Origin of the sequence: Acinetobacter sp. 1566109, assembly GCF_000582255.1 — a bacterium.
GTDB lineage: Bacteria > Pseudomonadota > Gammaproteobacteria > Pseudomonadales > Moraxellaceae > Acinetobacter > Acinetobacter nosocomialis.
On the sequence record NZ_JEYB01000041.1, the window covers coordinates 13,385 to 35,497 of the forward strand.

The 22,113-nt window shown below is 40.5% G+C and carries 19 protein-coding genes and 3 pseudogenes; 18 read left to right on the plus strand and 4 right to left on the minus strand.

Annotated features, from left to right (window positions below):
- Positions 1–110: 110 nt before the first annotated feature.
- The 7 genes and pseudogenes from prpC to J582_RS19060 all read left to right on the plus strand — a co-directional run bounded on the left by prpC (position 111) and on the right by J582_RS19060 (position 7,651).
- On the plus strand, positions 111–1,268 hold the full coding sequence (prpC, locus tag J582_RS19035) for a 2-methylcitrate synthase (RefSeq protein WP_032048175.1): 1,158 nt from the start codon (positions 111–113) through the stop codon (positions 1,266–1,268).
- Positions 1,268–3,874, plus strand: a complete 2,607-nt coding sequence (gene acnD, locus J582_RS19040) for a Fe/S-dependent 2-methylisocitrate dehydratase AcnD (protein WP_032048174.1) — start codon at positions 1,268–1,270, stop codon at positions 3,872–3,874. The genes prpC and acnD overlap by 1 nt, the downstream gene beginning before the upstream one ends.
- A 77-nt stretch (positions 3,875–3,951) precedes the next feature.
- Entirely contained in the window at positions 3,952–5,292 is a 1,341-nt protein-coding gene (locus J582_RS19045) for an AAA family ATPase (protein WP_032048173.1), read from the plus strand.
- Positions 5,285–5,770, plus strand: a complete 486-nt coding sequence (locus tag J582_RS19050) for a hypothetical protein (RefSeq protein WP_032048172.1) — start codon at positions 5,285–5,287, stop codon at positions 5,768–5,770. Before J582_RS19045 ends, J582_RS19050 begins: the two co-directional genes overlap by 8 nt.
- Before the next feature lie 454 nt (positions 5,771–6,224).
- Positions 6,225–6,359, plus strand: a complete 135-nt coding sequence (locus J582_RS27105) for a zinc ribbon-containing protein (protein ID WP_001983336.1) — start codon at positions 6,225–6,227, stop codon at positions 6,357–6,359.
- A gap of 122 nt (positions 6,360–6,481) precedes the next feature.
- A pseudogene (locus J582_RS19055) lies at positions 6,482–6,685 on the plus strand (DUF4126 domain-containing protein); the annotation flags it as partial.
- A 456-nt stretch (positions 6,686–7,141) separates the two neighbouring features.
- Positions 7,142–7,651 (plus strand): GNAT family N-acetyltransferase, encoded by a 510-nt coding sequence (locus J582_RS19060; RefSeq protein WP_032048170.1) that lies wholly within the window; start codon positions 7,142–7,144, stop codon positions 7,649–7,651.
- Between the two features lie 364 nt (positions 7,652–8,015).
- Here the strand turns inward: J582_RS19060 and J582_RS26180 are convergent, their stop codons facing one another.
- Positions 8,016–8,300, minus strand: a complete 285-nt coding sequence (locus tag J582_RS26180; RefSeq protein WP_032048411.1) for a hypothetical protein — start codon at positions 8,298–8,300, stop codon at positions 8,016–8,018.
- Between the two features lie 667 nt (positions 8,301–8,967).
- Between J582_RS26180 and J582_RS19065 the strand changes: the two genes are divergently transcribed.
- A complete protein-coding gene (locus J582_RS19065; RefSeq protein ID WP_032048169.1) occupies positions 8,968–10,197 on the plus strand; it encodes a beta-ketoacyl synthase N-terminal-like domain-containing protein in 1,230 nt (409 codons plus the stop codon).
- 97 nt (positions 10,198–10,294) lie between these two features.
- Here the strand turns inward: J582_RS19065 and J582_RS19070 are convergent, their stop codons facing one another.
- Positions 10,295–10,996, minus strand: coding sequence for an SDR family NAD(P)-dependent oxidoreductase (locus J582_RS19070; protein WP_032048168.1), 702 nt, complete (start codon positions 10,994–10,996; stop codon positions 10,295–10,297).
- A 670-nt stretch (positions 10,997–11,666) separates the two neighbouring features.
- Here J582_RS19070 and J582_RS19075 point away from each other — a divergent pair.
- From J582_RS19075 to J582_RS19095, 5 genes are all read left to right on the plus strand, one after another.
- Entirely contained in the window at positions 11,667–12,170 is a 504-nt protein-coding gene (locus J582_RS19075; protein WP_032048167.1) for a DUF2867 domain-containing protein, read from the plus strand.
- A gap of 80 nt (positions 12,171–12,250) precedes the next feature.
- A complete protein-coding gene (locus tag J582_RS19080) occupies positions 12,251–12,952 on the plus strand; it encodes a DUF1003 domain-containing protein (protein WP_032048166.1) in 702 nt (233 codons plus the stop codon).
- 110 nt (positions 12,953–13,062) lie between these two features.
- Complete coding sequence (locus J582_RS19085) at positions 13,063–13,728, plus strand: RluA family pseudouridine synthase (protein WP_006582347.1); 666 nt, start codon at positions 13,063–13,065, stop codon at positions 13,726–13,728.
- A gap of 111 nt (positions 13,729–13,839) precedes the next feature.
- Positions 13,840–14,220 (plus strand): ribonuclease E inhibitor RraB, encoded by a 381-nt coding sequence (locus J582_RS19090; protein WP_032048165.1) that lies wholly within the window; start codon positions 13,840–13,842, stop codon positions 14,218–14,220.
- Positions 14,221–14,244: 24 nt separating this feature from the next.
- Positions 14,245–14,625: a nuclear transport factor 2 family protein gene (locus J582_RS19095; RefSeq protein WP_002050553.1), complete on the plus strand. Its 381-nt coding sequence runs from the start codon at positions 14,245–14,247 to the stop codon at positions 14,623–14,625.
- Positions 14,626–14,671: 46 nt separating this feature from the next.
- Here J582_RS19095 and J582_RS19100 read toward each other — a convergent pair whose 3' ends face one another.
- Positions 14,672–16,762, minus strand: coding sequence for a TonB-dependent receptor (locus tag J582_RS19100; protein WP_032048163.1), 2,091 nt, complete (start codon positions 16,760–16,762; stop codon positions 14,672–14,674).
- Positions 16,763–16,836: 74 nt separating this feature from the next.
- Between J582_RS19100 and J582_RS19105 the strand changes: the two are divergent.
- Positions 16,837–17,982: pseudogene (locus J582_RS19105) on the plus strand (DUF1624 domain-containing protein).
- A 40-nt stretch (positions 17,983–18,022) separates the two neighbouring features.
- On the opposite strand, the gene J582_RS19110 reads toward J582_RS19105, so the two are convergent.
- Positions 18,023–18,490, minus strand: a complete 468-nt coding sequence (locus J582_RS19110) for an Lrp/AsnC ligand binding domain-containing protein (RefSeq protein ID WP_001247568.1) — start codon at positions 18,488–18,490, stop codon at positions 18,023–18,025.
- 136 nt (positions 18,491–18,626) lie between these two features.
- On the opposite strand from J582_RS19110, the gene J582_RS19115 reads away from it, so the two are divergent.
- From J582_RS19115 to J582_RS19125, 4 genes and pseudogenes are all read left to right on the plus strand, one after another.
- A complete protein-coding gene (locus J582_RS19115) occupies positions 18,627–19,892 on the plus strand; it encodes a D-amino acid dehydrogenase (RefSeq protein WP_001263980.1) in 1,266 nt (421 codons plus the stop codon).
- A gap of 21 nt (positions 19,893–19,913) precedes the next feature.
- Positions 19,914–21,017, plus strand: a pseudogene (gene alr / locus J582_RS0104980) (alanine racemase).
- A gap of 10 nt (positions 21,018–21,027) precedes the next feature.
- Entirely contained in the window at positions 21,028–21,387 is a 360-nt protein-coding gene (locus J582_RS19120; protein ID WP_000071347.1) for a RidA family protein, read from the plus strand.
- Positions 21,388–21,549: 162 nt separating this feature from the next.
- Positions 21,550–22,113: amino acid permease (locus tag J582_RS19125; protein WP_032048412.1), on the plus strand; the 564-nt coding region annotated here is incomplete at its 3' end.

A 22,113-nucleotide genomic window follows, 5' to 3' on the forward strand; every position in this document is an offset into this window, starting at 1 on the left:
CGGCAGGTTAAACCAAAAATTGGATGAGAACTCGGCAAGACGCTGTCGCGTTTTCATCCAAGTAAAAATTGAACAAACAACAAATTCTGGTTGATATAAAGGATGATTCTATGAGCTCAAATGAAACAACAACAGGCTTCAAACCAAAAAAATCAGTTGCACTTAGCGGACAAGTTGCAGGCAACACAGCACTTTGTACCGTAGGACGTAGTGGTAACGACTTGCACTATCGTGGCTATGACATTCTTGACCTTGCAGCGGGTAGCGAGTTTGAAGAAGTTGCTCACTTGCTCGTACATGGCAAATTACCAAACAAAGCTGAACTCAAAGCATATAAAGCAAAATTAAAAGCACTTCGTGGCTTACCGGCAGCACTTAAAACTGCACTTGAGCAATTACCACCATCTGCACACCCAATGGACGTGATGCGTACTGGTGTTTCAGTACTAGGTTGCTTAACGCCAGAACATGAAGACCACAACGAAGCGGGCGCAAAAGAGATTGCTGATAAATTAATGGCAAGCTTGGGTTCAATGCTGCTCTATTGGTATCACTTCAGCAACAACGGTCGTCGCATTGAAGTTGAAACAGATGATGACTCAATTGCAGCGCATTTCTTACATTTACTTCATGGCGAAAAACCATGTGAAGAGTGGATTCAAGCGATGCATACATCACTTATTTTGTATGCTGAGCATGAGTTCAACGCATCTACATTTACGTCACGCGTGGTTGCAGGTACAGGTTCTGACATGTACTCGGCAATTACAGGCGGTATTGGTGCACTTCGCGGACCTAAGCACGGTGGTGCAAACGAAGTTGCATTCGTGATTCAACAACGTTACGACAACGCAGACGAAGCAGAAGCTGACATCCGTAAACGTGTTGAAAATAAAGAAGTCGTAATCGGATTTGGTCACCCTGTATATACAGTTTCTGACCCACGTAACGAAGTGATCAAGAAAGTGGCGCATGACTTAGCAGAAGCGCAAGAGAACACCAAAATGTACCTCATCGCTGAGCGTTTAGAAGCAGTAATGAAAGAAGTGAAAAACATGTTCCCGAACCTCGACTGGTTCAGTGCGGTGAGTTATCACTTAATGGGTGTTCCAACTGCAATGTTCACACCGTTATTCGTAATTGCGCGTACAGCAGGTTGGTCAGCACACGTAATTGAACAACGCCAAGACGGCAAAATTATTCGTCCAAGCGCGAACTACACAGGCCCTGAAAACCTCGAATTTAAACCATTGGCGGAGCGTGGTTAATGAACACAAAATACCGTAAACCGCTGGCAGGTACCCAGCTTGAATATTACGACGTGCGTCAAGCCGTTGAAGATATTCAGCCAGGCGCATACGAAAAACTGCCTTACACCTCTAAAGTACTTGCAGAGCAATTGGTACGCCGTGCCGATGCCGAGAACTTAACTGCTTATTTAACGCAGTTGATTGAACGCCGTCAGGACTTGGACTTTCCTTGGTATCCTGCGCGTGTGGTGTGTCATGATATTTTGGGTCAAACTGCTTTGGTTGACCTTGCAGGTTTGCGTGATGCGATTGCCGACAAAGGCGGTGACCCATCTAAAGTTAACCCAGTTGTGCCAACACAACTGATTGTTGACCACTCTTTAGCAGTGGAATACGGTGGTGCTGACCCAGACGCTTTTGCAAAAAACCGTGCTGTTGAAGACCGTCGTAACGAAGACCGTTTCCACTTTATTGAGTGGACTAAAACCGCATTTAAAAATGTCGATGTGATCCCTGCTGGGAACGGCATTATGCACCAGATTAACCTAGAGAAAATGTCTCCGGTCATTCAGGCGCGTGATGGCGTAGCATTCCCAGACACATGTGTCGGTACAGACTCACATACACCACATACAGACGCTTTGGGCGTAATTTCTGTGGGTGTTGGTGGTTTAGAAGCTGAAAACGTAATGTTGGGCCGTGCATCTTGGATGCGTCTGCCAGACATTATTGGTGTTGAATTGGTTGGTCAACGTCAGGCAGGCATTACTGCAACAGATATCGTGTTGGCTCTAACTGAATTCTTGCGTAAAGAGCGTGTGGTTGGTGCTTACCTTGAGTTCTTTGGTGAAGGCGCTGACAGCATGTCTGTGGGCGACCGTGCAACCATTTCGAACATGACACCAGAATATGGCGCTACGGCTGCGATGTTCTACATTGACCAAAACACAATCGACTACTTACGCCTAACAGGCCGTGAAGATGCTCAAGTGGCATTGGTTGAACAGTACGCAAAAGAAATCGGCCTTTGGGCATCTGAAATGACCAAAGCAGAGTACCCTCGTGTACTACGTTTTGATCTGTCGACAGTAACACGTAACATTGCTGGCCCATCAAACCCACATGCACGTGTTTCAACTGCGGACCTTAAAGAAAAAGGCATTGCAGGTGTAGTTGAAAACCGTTCTGATGGCTTAATGCCAGATGGCGCGATTATTATTGCTGCCATTACTTCGTGTACTAACACCTCTAACCCACGTAACACCGTGGCGGCAGGTTTGTTGGCACGTAAGGCAAATGAACTTGGCTTAACACGTAAACCGTGGGTGAAATCATCATTTGCACCAGGTTCAAAAGCGGCTGCACTTTACCTTGAAGAAGCAGGTGTTCTAAAAGACTTAGAGAAACTTGGTTTTGGTATTGTGGCTTACGCTTGTACAACGTGTAACGGTATGTCGGGTGCGTTAGATCCAGCTATCCAGCAAGAAATTATTGACCGTGACTTGTACGCAACCGCAGTACTCTCTGGTAATCGTAACTTCGATGGCCGTATCCATCCATATGCAAAACAAGCATTCTTGGCATCTCCACCGCTTGTTGTGGCATATGCAATTGCGGGTACGATCCGTTTTGACATCGAAAAAGATGCGTTAGGTCATGACAAAGAAGGTAACCCGATTTACCTCAAAGACATTTGGCCATCTGACGCTGAAATTGATGCCTTAGTTAAAGAAGCCGTGAAGCCTGAACAGTTCCGTAAAGTCTACATTCCAATGTTTGACTTGGGCGAAGTTGAACAAGCGAAAAGCCCACTTTACGACTGGCGTCCACAAAGTACTTACATCCGCCGTCCACCATATTGGGAAGGGGCGTTGGCTGCACCACGTACTTTGGCAAACATGCGTCCGCTTGCGATTTTGGGCGACAACATCACCACCGACCACTTGTCGCCTTCAAACGCGATTTTGATGGACTCGGCTGCGGGTGAATACCTTCACAAAATGGGCGTACCAGAAGAAGACTTTAACTCATACGCAACGCACCGTGGTGACCACTTGACTGCACAACGTGCAACATTTGCCAACCCGAAACTTTATAACGAAATGGTTCGCCGTTCAGACGGTACCATTAAGCAGGGTTCAAAAGCGCGTGTAGAGCCAGAAGGCGAAGTGATGCGCATGTGGGAAGCGATTGAAACCTACATGAACCGTAAGCAACCGTTAATCATTATTGCGGGTGCTGACTACGGTCAGGGTTCAAGCCGTGACTGGGCTGCAAAAGGTGTACGCCTTGCAGGTGTTGAAGCAATTGTGGCAGAAGGTTTTGAGCGTATTCACCGTACTAACTTGGTGGGTATGGGCGTGTTACCACTTGAGTTTAAACCGGGTGTAAACCGTAAGACTTTAAAACTAGATGGTACAGAGCTTTATAGCGTGATTGGTAATATTGCGCCGCGTTCGACTTTAACTTTAGTGATTGAACGTGCCACAGCGGATGGTAAAGAAGAGATTCTTGAAGTGCCTGTGACTTGCCGTTTAGATACAGAAGAAGAAGTTTCTGTATATGAAGCGGGCGGTGTATTACAGCGTTTTGCACAAGACTTTTTAGAAGGCCAAGTGGCTTGACAACGCTTTAACATTGTAAAAAAGTGAGGAAAGCTCTATCTTAGGACGGAGCTTTTTTTATTTGTTACCGTGAGATTATGCTAAAAGGTATTTGGATAGAAAACTTTAAAAGTTATCACACAGGACAACTTTTGCCTTTAGCGCCTTTAACATTAATGATAGGGGCGAATGCTTCTGGAAAATCAAATGCTATAGAGGCTTTTCGTTTTCTCAGTTGGTGTGTCGGTGGAGAAAAATTAACAACAATTCAAAATCGTATTAATGACTCTGAAAAGATCTTTAGAGGAGATGTTCGTGATTTATTCCATTTTAAGTCGAAAGAATTTACTTTAGGTGCGGATTTTTCTAAATTTTTTTCTGAGTTAAGGATTGAAATTACATCTAATGAACTAAATGAGCTAACTATAAAAGATGAGTGGCTGAAATTTACGAATTCACAAAAATATTTATATAAAATTGATACTTTTCCTCAAAACCTAAAAAAAAGGATAACCAAGGAAGACAAATTACTTAAAATTGAACTTTCTCCTACAACACCTAATCAAAGTCTTAAGGGTATATTTACTCAGTATGATAAAAATGCATCTAATCTGCAAAGAATAAAAAATTTATTGCAGTTAAGAGCCGATGATGAGGAGCGATTTGATGAGCGATTTCAACAAAGACTTCATGAATTACTATTTATCGAGAAAGTATTGTCTAGCACATATTTTTTTGATTTTGTACCCTCCCAGATGCGTCAAGAAAGCTTAGAAGAAATAAAGTTGCGACCAAATGGACAAAATTTATCAGGTGTATTGTATACACTATGGCAGAATGAAGAACATCAAAGAAATATTTTAGAGTTTATTAGAAATTTGCCTGAACAAGATTTTAAAACTCTAACATTTTATAAAGATCATAGGGAGCGTATTGAATTAGCTTTAGTTGAAAATTTCGCTAGTCAAGAACAGGAATGGAGTTGTGATGTTTTATCAGATGGAACTTTAAGAGTTTTAGGTATAGCTGCTGCCATTTTATCTGTGCCTGAAGATTCTACACTGGTGATTGAAGAGATAGATAATGGTATTCATCCATCCCGAGCTAAATCATTACTTAGCACAATGTTAGTTTTTGCTGAAAAACGTCATTTAAAGCTTTTACTTACAACGCATAATCCTGCACTCATGGATGCTCTACCAGATAAAGCCTTAGGTGATGTAGTTTTTGCATATCGGGATCCAAAACAGGGTGATAGCCGTTTAATTCGATTGAGTGATTTAGAGGATTATGAAGGTTTAGTTTCTCAAGGGTCATTAGGGGAGTTGGTCACAAAAGAAGTAGTTGATCGTTTTGTAAAAAATCCTATTTCTAGCGAAGCAAAAAAACAAAAAGCTTTAAATTGGTTGGAACAAATGCGCGGGATATCTCATGAGTAGCATTTGTTTGGTAGATACCAGTATCTTTCTTAATATTTTGAATGTTCCTAATCGCAATAACGAAAGGAATGAAATTTTAAAGCAATTTCAAGAATATATAGAATTAGGATGTAGCTTTATTATTCCGATGGCAACAGTCATTGAAACAGGTAACCATATTGCACAGAATGGTGATGGAAATACTCGGCGTGAAGTTGCACAATTTTTTGTTAATACTTTAGAAAAAACTTTTACAGGTGAAGCACCTTTTCGTATTTCTAAGTGGTTATCACAATCTGAAATTAAAGCATGGCTTGCAGAGTTTCCTAGTCATGCTCAACGGAATAAATCTTCAACTAGAACAACAGAGGGTACAAGCTTTGGTGATTTATCAATTATTAAAGAGTTTGAACAAAATTGTACAAAATTTCCAATGAGTGAGATTTTTATTTGGTCATTAGATGATGATTTAAAAGCCTACCATCAAACAAGTGCATAAAGCTTTCCATTTTAGACAATGCATGAGTAGAAATAGCTTACCTTTACATCACATCACATCACTTTAAAAAACCAATAACTATTGATTTCTAAAATCTCTTTAATCAAAAGATTGTATTAATGTGTAATTTCAAACACATAAAAAAGCCCGACATCCTGTCGGGCTTTTTCGTATTTGGTTGCTAGATATGACTCCTGTCGTATCTCACGATCCTGATGCATGAACCTATTATTGTTGTTTTATGTTCCGGAACATCCTGTTCCTGTATGAGTTCATATTAGAAAAAAAGCAGGGGACAGCCAATCCGCTAAATCCCTAAATCTGTGTAAGATAAATCGTACAAATAACATTTTTTGCATTTATGCCATCATCATCGGGCGAAATGGACAATTGACATTCACTTTAAGTGGGTTATATTCCTGTTTAATATATATACGATTATAGGAATGTAATCATGGTAACAGCTGGCGAAAAACCCGGAACAGGCTTCTATTTCTGTGCTCAGTGCGGTCATAGAGTGTTTTTAGAAATTAATACAGACCCTTTACCACCTTGCACGAAATGCTACTGCACACAATTTAAACGTTAAGAATGAAATAATATTTGCGCTCGCATTTAACAAAAAGCCCTGTCACCCGATGGGGCTTTTTGTTAATTTAAAAATAAGACTTACATAACAAGACCCGTGATGGGCATGAAAAGAAAACCGTTATGGAAACAATATTGGGTTTATGTATTGGTGTGGGCCTGAGCGCTGCCTGCGGTTTTCGCGTGTTTGTGCCGCTATTGGTCATGAGCATTGCCACTATGATGGGATGGTTTGAACCATCGAAAGGCTTTGAGTGGTTAGCTCTGCCATCGGTGTGTTTGGCCTTAGGTGTGGCAATAGTGGTGCTGATTGCAGTTATTTGGGTGGTGCGTTGGATTCGCCATAAAAAGCAAGAACAGGCGCATACCCCGCTATAGGTGTGTGCAAATATCAATTTTTAATAAGCATAAAAAAAGCCCGACATCCTGTCGGGCTTTCTTGTATTTGGTGATTAGATATGACTCCTGTCGTATCTCACGCTCCTGGTGCTTGAACGTATTATTGTTGTTTTATGTTCCGGAACATCCTGTTCCTGTATGACTTCATATTAGGAAAAAAGCAGAGTGTCGCCAATCCGCAAAAGCCTTAAAAGCTTGTAAGAAAAATCTTACATGAGTGAATGACTTCGGAAATCGGTTGTACTAGAGACATGCAAGCGGATAGGTAGGGCCTCTTTTATGAATAATCCTTTAGGGCTGTGAGAAGAAAAAGAGTTGTTATTGATAACATTATGTTATTTTTAAATTCTGCTTATAAAAAGAACAATTTTTCGGGAGAAATAAATGACCGTTATGTTGGTAAAACCTCATTTAAAGTTTAAAGAAAGCTATAACAACTATATTAATGAATTAGCAGATGAAGATCGCCACCCTTTAACAACAGAGTTTGACCATACAGATTTTGAAAGTTTTTTGAATAAACTAAGAGATTATGAAAAAGGGGAGTCCCTAGAAGAAGGGCATGTTCCTAACATTACATATTGGTTAGTAGAAGATAATGAAATTATTGGTGCATCTAACTTGCGCCTTAAACTCAATGAGCAGATTGAATATTGTGGTGGGCATATTGGTTTAGGTATTCGTCCCTCTAAACGTGGGCAGAATTTTGGCTCGAAATTGTTGGAACTTACAATTCAGGAAGCATGGAAATTAGGCTTAACAGAGTTACATATACATTGCTATAAATCTAATTTAGCTTCTGTAAAAACCATTCAAGCAAACAATGGCCGCCTTCATTCTGAAATTACTCTCGATCAAGTGGTTCAAAGATATGTGGTGTATAAAACTCTATAAGAATTTTCTTTTAGATTATTTTTAAATAAGCATAAAAAAGCCCAACATCCTGTTGGGCTTTTTCGTATTTGGGTACTAGATATGACTCCTGTCGTATCTCACGCTCCTGGTGCTTGAACGTATTATTGTTGTTTTATGTTCTGGAACATCCTGTTCCTGTATGAGTTCATAATAGGAAAAAAGCAGGGTGTCGCCAATCCGCAAAAACCTTAAAAGTTTGTAGGATAAAACGTACAAGAACGCCTTTTATTTATCTTATTTTGAATTCGTCTTTAGGCCTCTGCGCCACAATAGACTTTAATTTTTTGCGCTGATTTAAAGTAAAACCCCATTGCGACACAGAGATAAAGAGTTAAGCCAACGTTTAGCCCAGACTACTTTTGTCACACCGCTGTATAGTGCTTAAAAAAGTAGGGGCAAAGTCCCGTGGGAGAACAGGACTTTGCAAACTGACATGTTCTAGGCGCTGCATGAGCTTTGGGGAGTAGGTTTGTTCGAGTCGCTGGTAAATACATTCGCAACTGGTCTTGCTATGCCCACCCGATAGGCAAATTTTTTCAAATTCTTGCTGAGTGTGGAGGTTACAGCCTGAAATACCCAAGCTCACTAGAACAAAACTTAAAGCCAAAAAAGGTTTATAAATTGTCATATTGTTCTCATAATGATTTGTATCTATGAGTAGAATAAAAATATAATCTGTTTAAAAATTAAAATAATTTTTTAGGTAATAATTAATCCTCCCATGCATACAGGAAAATAAAATTTTAAAATAAAAATAATTTATAAATTTAAAAAATAGGGCGTAAAAAACCAAATTTTAAATCAATAAAATAGTTAAATAAGAGAGAAAATGAGTTTGAAAAATGGCATAGTCAACTCCTTAAAAAATGGAGTTCTACCACCAGATTACCGCGAATTAATTAGGGTGGTAGAACGAAAGGGGGTTGACAGACTGGACTCGTAGAACCAGCACGCGCGGGGCGTCCCCCTCCCGTCCTACCGCAAAGAAAGGGGACGCAAGGGTCTAACGAATTATAGTAGAACTACAATTCGCTACGAGTTACGGTCTGTCAAAACCGTCTGGCAATGTAGGCCAGCAACGGAATAATAATCGGTGATTTTAAATACGTCAATTTAATATTTAAAATATTTTTGATTTAATAATAAAAATAAATATGTTTTTAAAATAAAAATTTTATTATTAACTTTTTATTTATATTTGATGAGAAAAAATAATAAATATAGAAATATTTTGCCAGTTCCAAAAAAGAACTTGGTTGTTAAGATCTATTTTTGTCGTTTTTATAGAGATAAGAATGGAACGTGTTGTCATCACAGGTATGGGAATTAATTCTTGTATTGGAAATACATTAGAGAAAGTAACCGAGTCCTTAAAAGCAGGCCGCTCAGGCATTCGCTATAACGAAGTCTATGCAAAACTGAACTTTCGAAGTCATGTGAGCGCCACTGCCGAAATGAATTTTGAAAATATTGATCCTGAGCTAAAAAAACACATGGGCGTCTGCGCGATGTATGCCTATAACTCGGCACTCGATGCGCTACAACATGCCAAGCTTGAAGTAACTGACATTGCCAACAACCCAAAATATGGCGTGATTGGGGGAACAGGCGGCACCTCAACAGCGTCTATCATCGACATGCTGCATACCCTAAAAGAAAAAGGCGCAAGCGAAGTATCACCCGATTTAGCACCACGCTACCTCACCAGCACCATTAGCTCTAACTTATCACGCGCTTTCAATCTGAAAGGCGTATCTCAATCGGTTGCGAGTGCCTGTGCGACTTCAGCCGATGCAATCGGTTATGCATTTCACCTTATTGCCGCTGGCAAACAGGACTTGATGCTCGCTGGGGGCGGTGAAGAAGACCATTGGTCGCAAACCGCAATATTCGATGCGATGGGCGCCTTATGCTCTAAATATAACGATGCACCAGAAACCGCTTCACGCCCATATTCAAAAGATAACGATGGCTTTGTGATCGCTGGCGGCGGTGGCATGGTGGTTTTGGAGTCTTTAAGCCATGCCCAAAAACGCGGAGCAAAAATTTTAGCAGAAGTGGTTGGGTACGCTGCCAATAGTGATGGTGTTGATATGGTGGCTCCAAGTGGCGAGGGGGCGACTCGTTGCATCAAACTGGCACTCGCAGAAGCCAAGCAAAACGGCTCTGACACCATCGACTATATCAACACACATGGCACTTCAACGCCGGCAGGGGACATTCCCGAACTATTGGCCATAGAGCGAGCTTTTGGTGGCGAAGAAGTACCGCCACTGAGTTCGACCAAGTCGATGACTGGACATAGTTTGGGGGCCGCAGGGGTACACGAAGCCATTTATTCTATTTTAATGCTGCAAAATAACTTTATTGCGCCGAGTATTAATATTACCGAACTGCGCGAAGAAGCTAAAAAGTTCGATATTGTTCAAACAAGCCGAGAAACCGAACTAAAAACAATGATGAGTAATAGCTTTGGTTTTGGTGGCGTAAATACTTGTCTGGTTTTTAGAAAGTGGGAAGGGTAAGTTAAACTCGAAATATATATGGGCGTGAGAAAAAGAATAGATTCAAATAGTTAAGAAAAGCGTAATGGATTACGCTTTTTCTCTCATCAGACATAGTTTAAGCAGCTTGAATGGCTTCTCCACAAAGAGAAACAGTTTCTTGTTTATGTTGGTGTAGGTACCAGAACTGATCTGCAACTGTTTCTGGATGTACCGCGTAGGTTTTATCCTTCGCTTCTGGGGTTCCATCTACAAAACCATTCACAATGACTTGGCTCACATAAACATTTGAGTCAGCAAGACTATGAGCAAGTAAGTTGGTGGCCTTGTATTGAGCGGCAGCGGTGGTTGCTAACGATGAATATTCTTTGGCAACCAAGTCGATACCCACTGCATCGAAAGCAAAAATTCCGTTTGTCGATAAAATGCTACCGTGGTTCTTCTCTAAATCACCTAAGCAAGCTTGTACCGACGCAATATAGCTCGAAACACGAATATGAAAGCTTTTAGTAAGCTCTAGTGGAGGGGTTTTTAAGATATTGCTTTCAATATCATGGAAAGCATTCCAATGAATATTTTTAATCTCTCCTAATTGATCTTTAATGCGTTTAATTAGGTTTGGTATATCTTCAAGAACCGCTAAATCACATGTAAAAGCATAAGCTTCAATACCTTGTGCTTTAAGTTCTAAGATGGCTTTTTCAAGTTTTTCAGCATTACGCGCCACTAAACCGATTTTATAGCCTTCTTTACCAAACTTATGTGCCACGGCTTTGGAAATACCTGTTCCATAACCAAAAATTATAATATTTTTGTTCATTATAAAGTTCCAAAAAACCAATTATTTGGTTAGAAATAATTTATAATATGTTTTTATAATGTATTCAAGCGAAAAAATTAAATCTAAAAATAATGCAGAAAGAACAAGACAAAAATATGAAAAACAGAAAGAAGTTAGTTGGGTTTGAATACTTCGGATGATGTAGCTTTTATTAAAATTTCAAATTTATAAAAAACCTAGAGTAGTGTTTTCCGAATTGAAGAAATGTTTACTATCTATTTTCTAATAGGATCATAGAGTGATTTAATTGGTAAAATAAACCGAAAAATAGAAGTAAAGTGAAATTTAAATATAACTAATTATAGGTAAATGGGAATAAATTCTTTTAAATTTGTCTAATGGCGTAAAAATTCCCAAAAATATTAAAAATTCGCTTTTCTTAGAAAAACAATCCCGCAGGGTGCTGGCTAAACTATATCTCAAGGGTGTGATAGGGATCGAAAAGAGTAGCATGCACCAAAACGTATAACGTTAGTGTGTACTCACCCAAAAGGTCTCGATTCGGCTTAGGACGCTATAGATCAAAAGTTTATAGGCACAAGGTTATAACTTACAAAGTTATGATTGTTGAAGTAAACCATAGATGTTTTCCCTTGACACCCTAAAAAATTCTCTATAATAAAAACTATACTTTACAAGAATATAATTTATGAATAAGCCTTATCTTTCTGCTTTACCTAGCGACAGTCAAATCTCATCTCAATTGAACAATGCCTACTTCCACGACTCGTGGAGTATTGTGCTTGGTCAACCCGACCTGAATGTATTTGGGCAACTTATTAAACTGTTCCATCACACTCCAGAGTGGGTAGAGTGGAGCATGAATGTGCGTAATAAAATTACTTCAAAGATTGGGCTTAAAGACTTAGGAAGTTTTAAGCAAATTGATTCGAATAAAAAAGAAAATGAGTATGTCACAGGCGACCGAATTGGAATTTTCACCTTACGGCAACGTACCGAAAATGAGTTAGTTATGGGAGATGATGACAAGCATTTAAATGTGACTTTATCTATTTATAAGAATGAAAAGACTCAAGTACTGACGGTAACCACAGTGGTGCATATTAAAAATTGGCTTGGAAGACTCTACATGGTTCCGGTGATTCCTGCACATCGAAAAATAGTGCCAGCAACTTTACAAATATTGGGTTAAAGCATTATTTTTATTTACGATGTTGTCGCCTGAAATCATTTATATAATATCCTTATTATTATAATTGCGAGCTGAATAAGATGGAGAATAAAAACCAGTGTCGCCAATGCGCCGTATGCGGAAAGAATTTCCCGTTAAAAGATCTGGTTTCGGGTGAAGTCATTCGAAATGTGATTAGCGATGAAATTATCCAAGATCATCCAGATTGGAATTACTCAAGCTTTATTTGTCGAGCCGATCTGGCAGATTATCGAATTAAATACGTGCAATCATTATTACGCTCCGAAAAGGGCGAACTCTCTAATTTAGAAAATGAAGTGATTGGCAGTATGCAACGCCATGAATTAATTAGCCGAAATACAGAGTCAGATTTTGATCAAAAGTGGACGTTTGGAGAAAAATTAGCAGATAAAATCGCGTCATTTGGTGGTAGCTGGGCTTTTCTCATTTGTTTTGCTTTATTTTTAACTGGGTGGATTGTCTTAAATACGGTTGTGATGGTGGTCCGTCCCGTTGACCCTTATCCTTTTATTTTGCTGAATTTAGTGCTGTCATGTTTAGCCGCAATTCAGGCACCTATTATTATGATGAGTCAAAATCGTCAAGAAGCCAAAGACCGTTTGCGCTCTCAACATGACTATCAAATTAATTTAAAAGCTGAGCTTGAGATTCGCCATTTGCATGAAAAAATGGATCATCTTTTATCGCATCAGTGGGAAAGGCTTGCACATATTCAAGAAATTCAGCTCGATCTTTTAGCTGAAATGAATAAAAAGCGATAAAGATTTTTCGAGTTTCACGTGGAACATGATGATAGCTTATAGATTGTTTTGCGGTAGGTCTGAAATTTCTTTATGATTTGCCGCCATGCTCCATTGCTGTTTCTACGACCATGCCTTTAAACGACAACTTTGTTTACGCTCCACCACAAGATCCGCTTTCCATTCTATTTGAAGATGACGATTTGATTGTGGTTGATAAACCCGCGGGTTTGTTGTCGGTCATGGGCCGGTTACCTGAGCATCATGACAGTGCTTATTTAAGGGTGCTGGAAAAGTTCCCTTTGGCTAAAGTGACGCATCGTTTAGATATGGCAACCTCGGGTTTACTTATGTTTGCCAAGCACCGTGATGCAGAAGTCGCGGTAAGTAAAATGTTCCAGGCCAGAACAGTCAAAAAGCATTATATTGCTTTGGTGCAAGGCCAAGTCGCACAAGAGGGTAGTGTTGAAGTTCCACTCATTACCGACTGGGAAAATCGCCCAAGACAAATTGTACATTTTGAATTAGGCAAACATGCCAAAACCTTATTTCAACCTCTCACCTATGATGAAAACACTGATCAAACTCGGGTGTTACTTGAACCAGTCACAGGGCGTTCACATCAGCTACGTGTACACATGATGCACATTGGCCATCCGATTATGGGCGACAAGCTGTATCACCCTGAACCTAAACGTTTTCATTTAAGCCGTATGGCCTTACATGCTGCGTATTTGGCTTTTCAACATCCATTGAAAGGAACCGATGTCGTGATTGAGTCGCAAGTGCCTTTTTAAAAAATTAAAATTTGATGCAATTCGCAACTGAATACATATCCAAACTGCAATAAAAGTCGGTTATTCTTGATGTCGAATAATACAAATTAGAGCAACAACAAGGACAATCTAATGGATCGCGACTACGAACAATTTCCCGATGACGATAACGGCAATGTACTTTGGCAAATGGTTGAAGATGGGGATGACTTAACAGAGCTGCATGAAATTGAATTTTCAATTGCTTTTCATGATCAAAAAAATGCAGAGCAATGTGCACTTTATTTACTTTACCAAGAACAAAAAGTTTCTCTTTTCCAAGATGACTCTGTTGAGCCGAATGAATGGGTAATTACCATCTTTGTTAATATGGAACCTGAGTATTCAGATATTGTTGACTTGGAACAATGGTTTGCCAGCATCGCTGAAAAATTTCAGGGTGAATATGATGGTTGGGGCTGCATGGCCTATGTCTTCGAAGAAGAGAGTGAGGAAGATGACCTGTTACAGTAAGGTCTAAAATAGTAGGAGATAATCATGAGCTTATCTCAGAAACAAATTGCGGTACGGTTTCTAGAACTTGCCGCAGCAGGCGAAGTCGATGAAGCCTATAGCAATTACACTGCGCCTAATTTCAAGCATCACAATCCTTATTATGCGGGTGATGCGACTTCTTTGAAGGAAGGGATGCGTGAAAGCGCGGCTGAAAATCCCAATAAAGTCTTTAATGTTCAACATGTCATTGAAGATGGGACTTTGGTCGCCGTGCATTCGAAACTTGAAATGCAAATGAATGACAAAGCCACCATTTTGGCTGTGGTTCATATTTGCCGTTTTGAAAATGGAAAAATTGCGGAGCTTTGGGATATCGGGCAAATACAGCCCGAACAGCTTGTAAATGAAAATGGCATGTTCTAATAAAAAAGCCCGAAAATAATTCGGGCTTTTTTATTTTATAGATAAATTAAAACTTCCACTGTGCCGAAATTGAAGCATTCAATGGTTCACCCGGCTGAACCCATAAATCGCTATAGCTTGAGACATAGTAGGTTTTATCAAATAGGTTGTTTACGTTCAGTTGATAGCGTAAGCGGTCAGATGGAGCATAGTAAGCATTTAAGTTTACGAGGGTATAGCTTGGTAAATTAAAGCCATTATCAAGGTTATGTCCACTGCGTTCACCCACATAGGTAAGGTTGGCACCTACACCTGCTTTTGTTGAGCCTTCTTGTAGAAACTCATAATTGGTACTTACAGCACCTTGGTGTTTTGGAACATTACTTAGACGTGCACCTTTTGCCAAGTCTTGGTCTTTTTCAATTTGAGCATCAGTATAACTGTAGTTGGCATTGACAAACCAGCGGTCAGTGATTTGGCTATTTAAATCAAACTCAATTCCTTTACTGCTCACTTCGCCTGCTGCGGTTTGAAAGTTACTGTCGATTGGGTCTGTTGTGAGTACATTTCGTTTTTTCATTTTAAACAGAGCGAGACTCAGCACACTTTGGTCATTCACTTTATATTTGGTGCCGACCTCATAGCTTTCGCCTTTTTCAGGAGCAAAAGTCTGACCACTTCGGTTCATACCACTATTCATGGCAAATGAGCGGCCATAGTTTGTATAAAATGCCCACTGGTCAGAGGCTTTAAAATTTACTCCGAAACGTGGACTATTCTGGTGAAGCGTCTGGTTGCTTTCAGTCTGACTCAGGTGATTTTTAAAGTCTTGTTCGACCTGATCAAAACGGTTGCCAAATAGCACACTCCACTCGTCATTAAAAAAGATCTGATCTTGTACATTAAGCGCAAAGTAACGCTGCTGTTCCTTTGTATTGGTAAATGGTGCTAGGTTTGGTAAATATTTGCCATATTCAGGTTGGTAAATATCAATTGTGTTTGGTGAGCTTGTGCTGTGATTACGACGAAGCTGGTTTTGTTTGTAGTCGAGTTGACCAAGTTCGGTTGAAAGTAAAATTTCATGGCGAGCCCAAGACGTATCAAGCTTGCCAAGTAACTCTGTCTGAGCCAGCACATCTTCGCTTGTATAATCACGATAGCGACGTTGACGCTCTAAAGTACGTCCATCGGCTTGTATACGACGAGGTTCGGTTGCAAAGCCGACCATTTTAGCGTCTTTATAGCTAACCGCACTATTTAGCTTCCAGTCAGGGTTAAATTCGTGACTCAGACGTAATTGGTAAAAGTAATCTTTTATTTTCAAATCGCCATCGTCAGGTTCACCTGTAAAGGTTTTCGGGTCCATCACAAACTGATGATTGACTGTGCTTACACCACGGTCAAAGGTTCCTTTATGCTCTGTAAATTCACTGTCGAAGTCGAGTTGCGTTTGGTCTGAAATTTTCCATGTGAGCTGTGGTGAAAAGAACCAGCGTTCACTGCTGACATGATCACGAAAGCTTTGATTATCTTCGTGAGCCACTGCTACACGATAAGCCAGTTCATCGTTTATAGGCGCCGTGTGTTCCAGACTAATTCGATATTGTTCTTGGGTATTGGCACGTAGGTTAAGTTCACTTTCGCTTTCCCACTGGGGTTTTTTACTGTTGAGGTTAAGCAAACCTCCTGTTTCGCCGCGACCATATAGCGCAGCCATAGGCCCTTTTAAAAACTCTAAAGATTCAATATTTACGGCATCTTTTGGAGCGCTAATCCCTCGGTTGACACTCAAACCGTTACGGATCATAGAGGCACCTAAATTGGGATCAGTACTAAAACCACGGAAAGAGTAGTTATCCCAAAAGCCGCCACCAAAACTATTTTGATGAAAAACCCCACTCACCAAGCTTAATGCGTCATCAATCCGTTGAACGTCTTGTTGTTCCATCATTTGTTTTGAAACATAAGCACGGTTAAAAGGGACATCTAAAACATCGTGAGAAAATTTAGTCGCCGAGCTATTTTGGCTCACACCTTCTTGGGTACTTTCAGCCTGAACGCGTATGGTCTCAAGTACCGTTGACGTTTCTTCTGCCCAAGTGAATGTCGATATAAATGATAGACCCAACGAAGACAACAATCCTAATTTGTGTTGCATAAATAATCAGCCATAAAAGACAAAAGAACTATAATGTAATAGTATAACGTTACATTATTTTATTGATTACCGCTATGCCTATAGAAAAAAATATTGAACGTTTACAGTCGATTGATGCATTGCGTGGTTTGGTTATCCTCATTATGTTGCTCGACCATGTAAGAGAAACTTTCTATTTACATAAACAGGTTACCGATCCAATGGACGTAACAGTAACAGAACCAGCATTATTTGGCAGTCGATTATTGGCACATATTTGCGCTCCGGTTTTTGTACTTTTAACCGGTATTTCTGCATTTTTATTTCAATCAAAAAAACAAGATTTACAGCAAACACGTGCTTTTTTATTAAAGCGCGGCTTATTTTTAATTGTATTAGAGCTTACCCTTGTGAATTTTGCATGGACAGCGACTTTTCCACCCGAAGTCATTTATTTACAGGTGATTTGGACGATTGGTATTAGCATGGTGGTCTTGGCTTGCTGTGTCGGTTTGCCTTTGCCAGTCCTTGCTGGTGTAGCGTTGGTGATTATTTTTGGACACAACTTATTAGATTCTATGCACTTCTCACAAGACATCCTACAAAATATATGGTTCGTTTTACACGAACGTGGCTGGCTTGAGTTTGCGGGCATTAAGCTTCGTACAAGCTATCCGGTTTTACCTTGGATTGGGGTAATTTTATTGGGCTATGTATTAGGCCAGTTGTTTAGTTCAAAATATACAGCAAAGCAAAGAGGCCTCGCTTTACTTAGTCTAGGTTTCGCAAGTATTGGGTTGTTTGTTTTACTACGTTTGATCAATGTTTATGGTGACCAGCCGTGGCAGCATTTTGAGTCATTACAACTAAGCCTCATGAGCTTTTTTAACCTCACCAAGTATCCGCCGTCTTTATTGTTTATTTTGCTAAATGTTGGGATCGGACTAATTGTACTGACCGCTTTTGAACGTATGCAGCAATACTCATTTCTAAAACCATTGGTCGTGTTTGGCTCGGTGCCGATGTTCTTTTATTTACTGCATTTATATGTGCTGAAACTGATGTATGTGTTTGCGCTAAGTATGTGAGGAGCAAACTATGGGGGTTATTTGTCGGTCGGCCATGTATGGATGCTGTGGCTAATCACGATTGTACTGTCTTTTGCACTCTATCCAGCGGTTAAGTGGTTCTCGAAGTTCAAGCATCAAAACAAGCATATTTCGATTTTAAAATATTTCTAATTTTCAAAAGGTAAGTAAAGCGAGTTCAAGAATGCTCGCTTTACTTACTTACATCTAAATATAGGGTTTCTTTCACTTCTTCCATGACCACATAACTGTGTGAAGATGCAGAAGCGGGGAGTTTCTTTAATAGATCTCCTAATAAGCGGCGGTATGCACTCATTTCTTTTAAACGCGCTTTTACAAGGTAGTCAAATTCACCTGAAATGAGGTGGCATTCAAGCACTTCAGGAATCTCAACTAAATCTCTAGCCACCTGATCAAAAACGTCACCAGATTTGGCAGATAACTTAATTTCTAAAAAGACCAGCAGATTGCGGTCTACGTAGGCGGGGTTTAGCCGGGCGTAATAACCCATGATAATGCCATCGCGTTCAAGGCGTTTTACACGCTCTGAACAGGGGGTGGTAGAGAGGTTGACTCTCGATGCCAATTCACTAATCGCAATTCGTCCTTCACGCTGCAAAATGTCCAGAATCATGCGATCTATACGATCTAACGGGCGCATAGATATTTCCTCTTTTTTTAACATTCTCGCGAGAAAAACATAAAATTACCTAGATTATAGCCTGAAAAACAGTGAAATAAACTATTGAAGCAGAAATATACTAGTGAAATAAACTGGTGTGCGTGAGGGAATGGAAATGCGCGTAATTGTTTTAGGTAGCGGCGTTATTGGAGTGGCAAGTGCCTATTATTTAGCTCGTCAAGGAGCTGAGGTTACTGTTCTCGATCGCCAGTCAGGTCCTGCTGAAGAAACTAGCTTTGGTAATGCAGGCCAAATTTCGCCTGGGTATTCGACCCCTTGGGCAGCACCAGGAATTCCTTTTAAAGCTGTGAAATGGATGTTCCAACACCATGCACCGCTTGCGATTAATTTAGATGGCAGCATGTGGCAATTACAGTGGATGGCGCAAATGCTGAAAAACTGTAATCCACAAAGTTATGCTGTCAACAAAGAACGTATGATGCGTGTGGCTGAATACAGCCGTGACTGCTTACGTGAACTCAGAAAAGACACGGGTATTCACTACGAAAACCGCGCTAAAGGTACGTTGCAGCTATTCCGTAAAGAAGCACAAATGGAAGCGGTTCAACGCGACATTAGTGTGCTTGAAGAATGCGGCGTAAGCTACGAGTTATTAAATGGTAACGAGCTTGGTCGTGTAGAACCAGCTTTAGCAAATGCACAAGATAAACTCGTTGGTGGTTTACACTTACCAAATGATGAAACGGGTGACTGTTATTTATTTACCAATGCCTTAGCTCAAATTGCTAAAGAGTTGGGTGTTAACTTCCAGTTTAATCAGAACGTAGAAAAATTGATTGTTGAAGGCGACCAAATTAAGGGCGTTCAAGTTAATGGTAAAGTTTTAACAGCAGATCGTTATGTCCTAGCGTTTGGTAGCTATTCACGTGATTTCTTGAAACCACTTGATCTACAGTTACCTGTATATCCTGTAAAAGGTTACTCGTTGACGATTCCTATTGTTGACCCAGCTTTTGCTCCGCAATCTACAGTGCTTGATGAAACCTATAAAATCGCGATTACTCGTTTTGACCAACGTATTCGTGTAGGTGGAATGGCAGAGTTAAGCGGTTTCAATTTGGGTCTAAACGAAGACCGCCGTGCAACCTTGCAAATGGTGACTCAAGACTTGTTCCCGGGCGGCGATATGGCACAGGCGTCTTTCTGGACAGGTTTACGCCCAATGACACCAGACAGTACTCCAATTATTGGTGCGACTCGCTTTAAAAATCTGTTCTTGAATACAGGTCACGGTACTTTAGGTTGGACCATGGCGTGTGGTTCAGGAAAATTAATCAGTGACATCGTATTGAATCATAAGACGGATATCAGTACCGATGGCCTTTCAATTCAGCGTTATTCACACGCGCACGCAGCTTAACGGACGTTAGGAAAGTAAATCATGCCTCGTCCTATTACCGCAGTGATCCACCGTCAAGCTTTACAAAATAACTTGGCGGTGGTGCGCAAGGCTATGCCAAACAGTAAGGTCTTTGCCGTTGTAAAAGCCAATGCTTATGGACACGGAATTGAACGTGTTTATGAAGCATTTAAAGCAGCAGATGGCTTTGCCTTACTTGATCTTGATGAAGCAAAACGAATTCGTGCTCTAGGTTGGACAGGTCCAATTTTATTGCTCGAAGGAGTTTTCTCTCCTCAAGATTTATTTGATTGTGTGTAGTATCAGCTTAGTTTCACCGTTCATAGTGAAGCGCAAATCGAGTGGGTAGAAAAGCATCCTTATCCGGCTCAATTTGATATTTTCTTGAAAATGAACAGTGGTATGAACCGTCTTGGTTTTAAACCACAACACTATGTTCAAGCTTGGGAACGTTTAAATAACTTGGCAAATGTGTCCAAGATTACGCACATGACGCATTTTTCAGATGCAGATGGTGAGCGTTTCGGTCAGCAGGGTATTGATTATCAAATTACTGCCTTTGAAGAAATTGTAAAAGATTTACCGGGTGAAAGATCGGTAAGCAATAGTGCAGCAATTTTGCGTTATCAAGACCAGCTCAAATCAGATTATGCCCGCAGTGGCATCATGCTCTATGGCAGCTCGCCAGATTACCCAACGCATAGTATTGCAGATTGGGGCTTGCAGCCGACCATGAGCTTACGCAGTGAAATTATTTCCGTTCAGCATTTAGAGCCGAATGAAAGCGTAGGTTATGGCTCAAACTTTGTCGCAGAGCAACCCATGACGATTGGGATTGTGGCTTGCGGCTATGCCGATGGTTATCAACGTATTTCGCCAACAGGGACTCCAGTTTTAGTGGACTCAGTACGCACGCGTACAGTTGGCCGCGTCAGTATGGATATGTTGGCAGTCGATTTAACGGGTATTGAGAGTGCCCAAGTCGGCAGTGAAGTGGTGCTCTGGGGGCAATCAAGTACAGGCGTCATTTTACCTATAGATGATGTCGCAGTTTCATCCGGTACGGTGGGTTATGAACTGATGTGTGCTGTCACCGCCCGTGTTCAATTTATTAATCAGGTATAAGGAAATCCGAATGTCTAATTCAGATATACAAAAGATCAACACCAACGAAGTCATGAGCGCCGTGACTGTTTTTAACAAAGTGGTTTATCTGTCAGGTCAGGTGCCTAAAAATACCGAGCAAGACGTGGCAGGCCAAACTCGTGAAATTCTTGCCACGATTGATGAACTTTTGGCATTAGCCAATACCGATAAATCTCGCTTGCTTTCTGCGCAGCTCTATTTGAAAAATCTTTCTGACTTTTCAACCGTAAATGCAATTTGGGTTGACTGGTTAAAAGGGTGTGTTGCTCCATCGCGTGCCACAATTCAGGCCGATTTGGTCAATCCGGATTGGCTCATTGAAATTGCCGTGACGGCAGCACAAAAGTAATTCGTTTTTACTCCAAAAATGATGATGTATCTAACAGAAGGAAGATAGATACGGTTTATCCAGTCATTTTTTGGTGAACAGATTCAGTGACCTATGGCATACGGTTCAATTTTCGCCATAGGTTGCTGATCTTAACAAAGGAATTCAAAAAGGAATTTTAATATGACAACGGCTCGTCATTCAGATACGGAAAATTCTCCTGATCATCTGCAACGAAAACTGTCTAACCGTCATTTACAACTGATTGCTATTGGCGGTGCAATTGGAACTGGCCTATTTATGGGCTCAGGTAAAACCATCTCCCTCGCAGGTCCTTCAATTCTCTTTATTTATATGATTATTGGAGGTATGTTCTTTTTCTTAATGCGTGCAATGGGTGAACTACTCCTTGCAAATCTGCATTACAAATCTTTTGTTGATATGGCTCATGACCTGATTGGTCCTTGGGCCGGTTACTATTTGGGTTGGACCTATTGGTTAGGTTGGGTGCTAGTCGGTATTGCGGACCTTTCAGCAGTCATTAACTATTTGAGTTTCTGGTTGCCAGATGGTGCAAGTTTCTCTCCAATACAGCAGGCTATGATTAGTGCTGGCTGTGTATTGTTTGTGATGGGTCTTAACCTCCTTACAGTACGTCTATTTGGTGAAATTGAGTTTTGGTTTGCCCTTATTAAGATTCTGGCAATTATTGGCCTGATCGGGGTAGGTGGCTATATGATTTTCAGC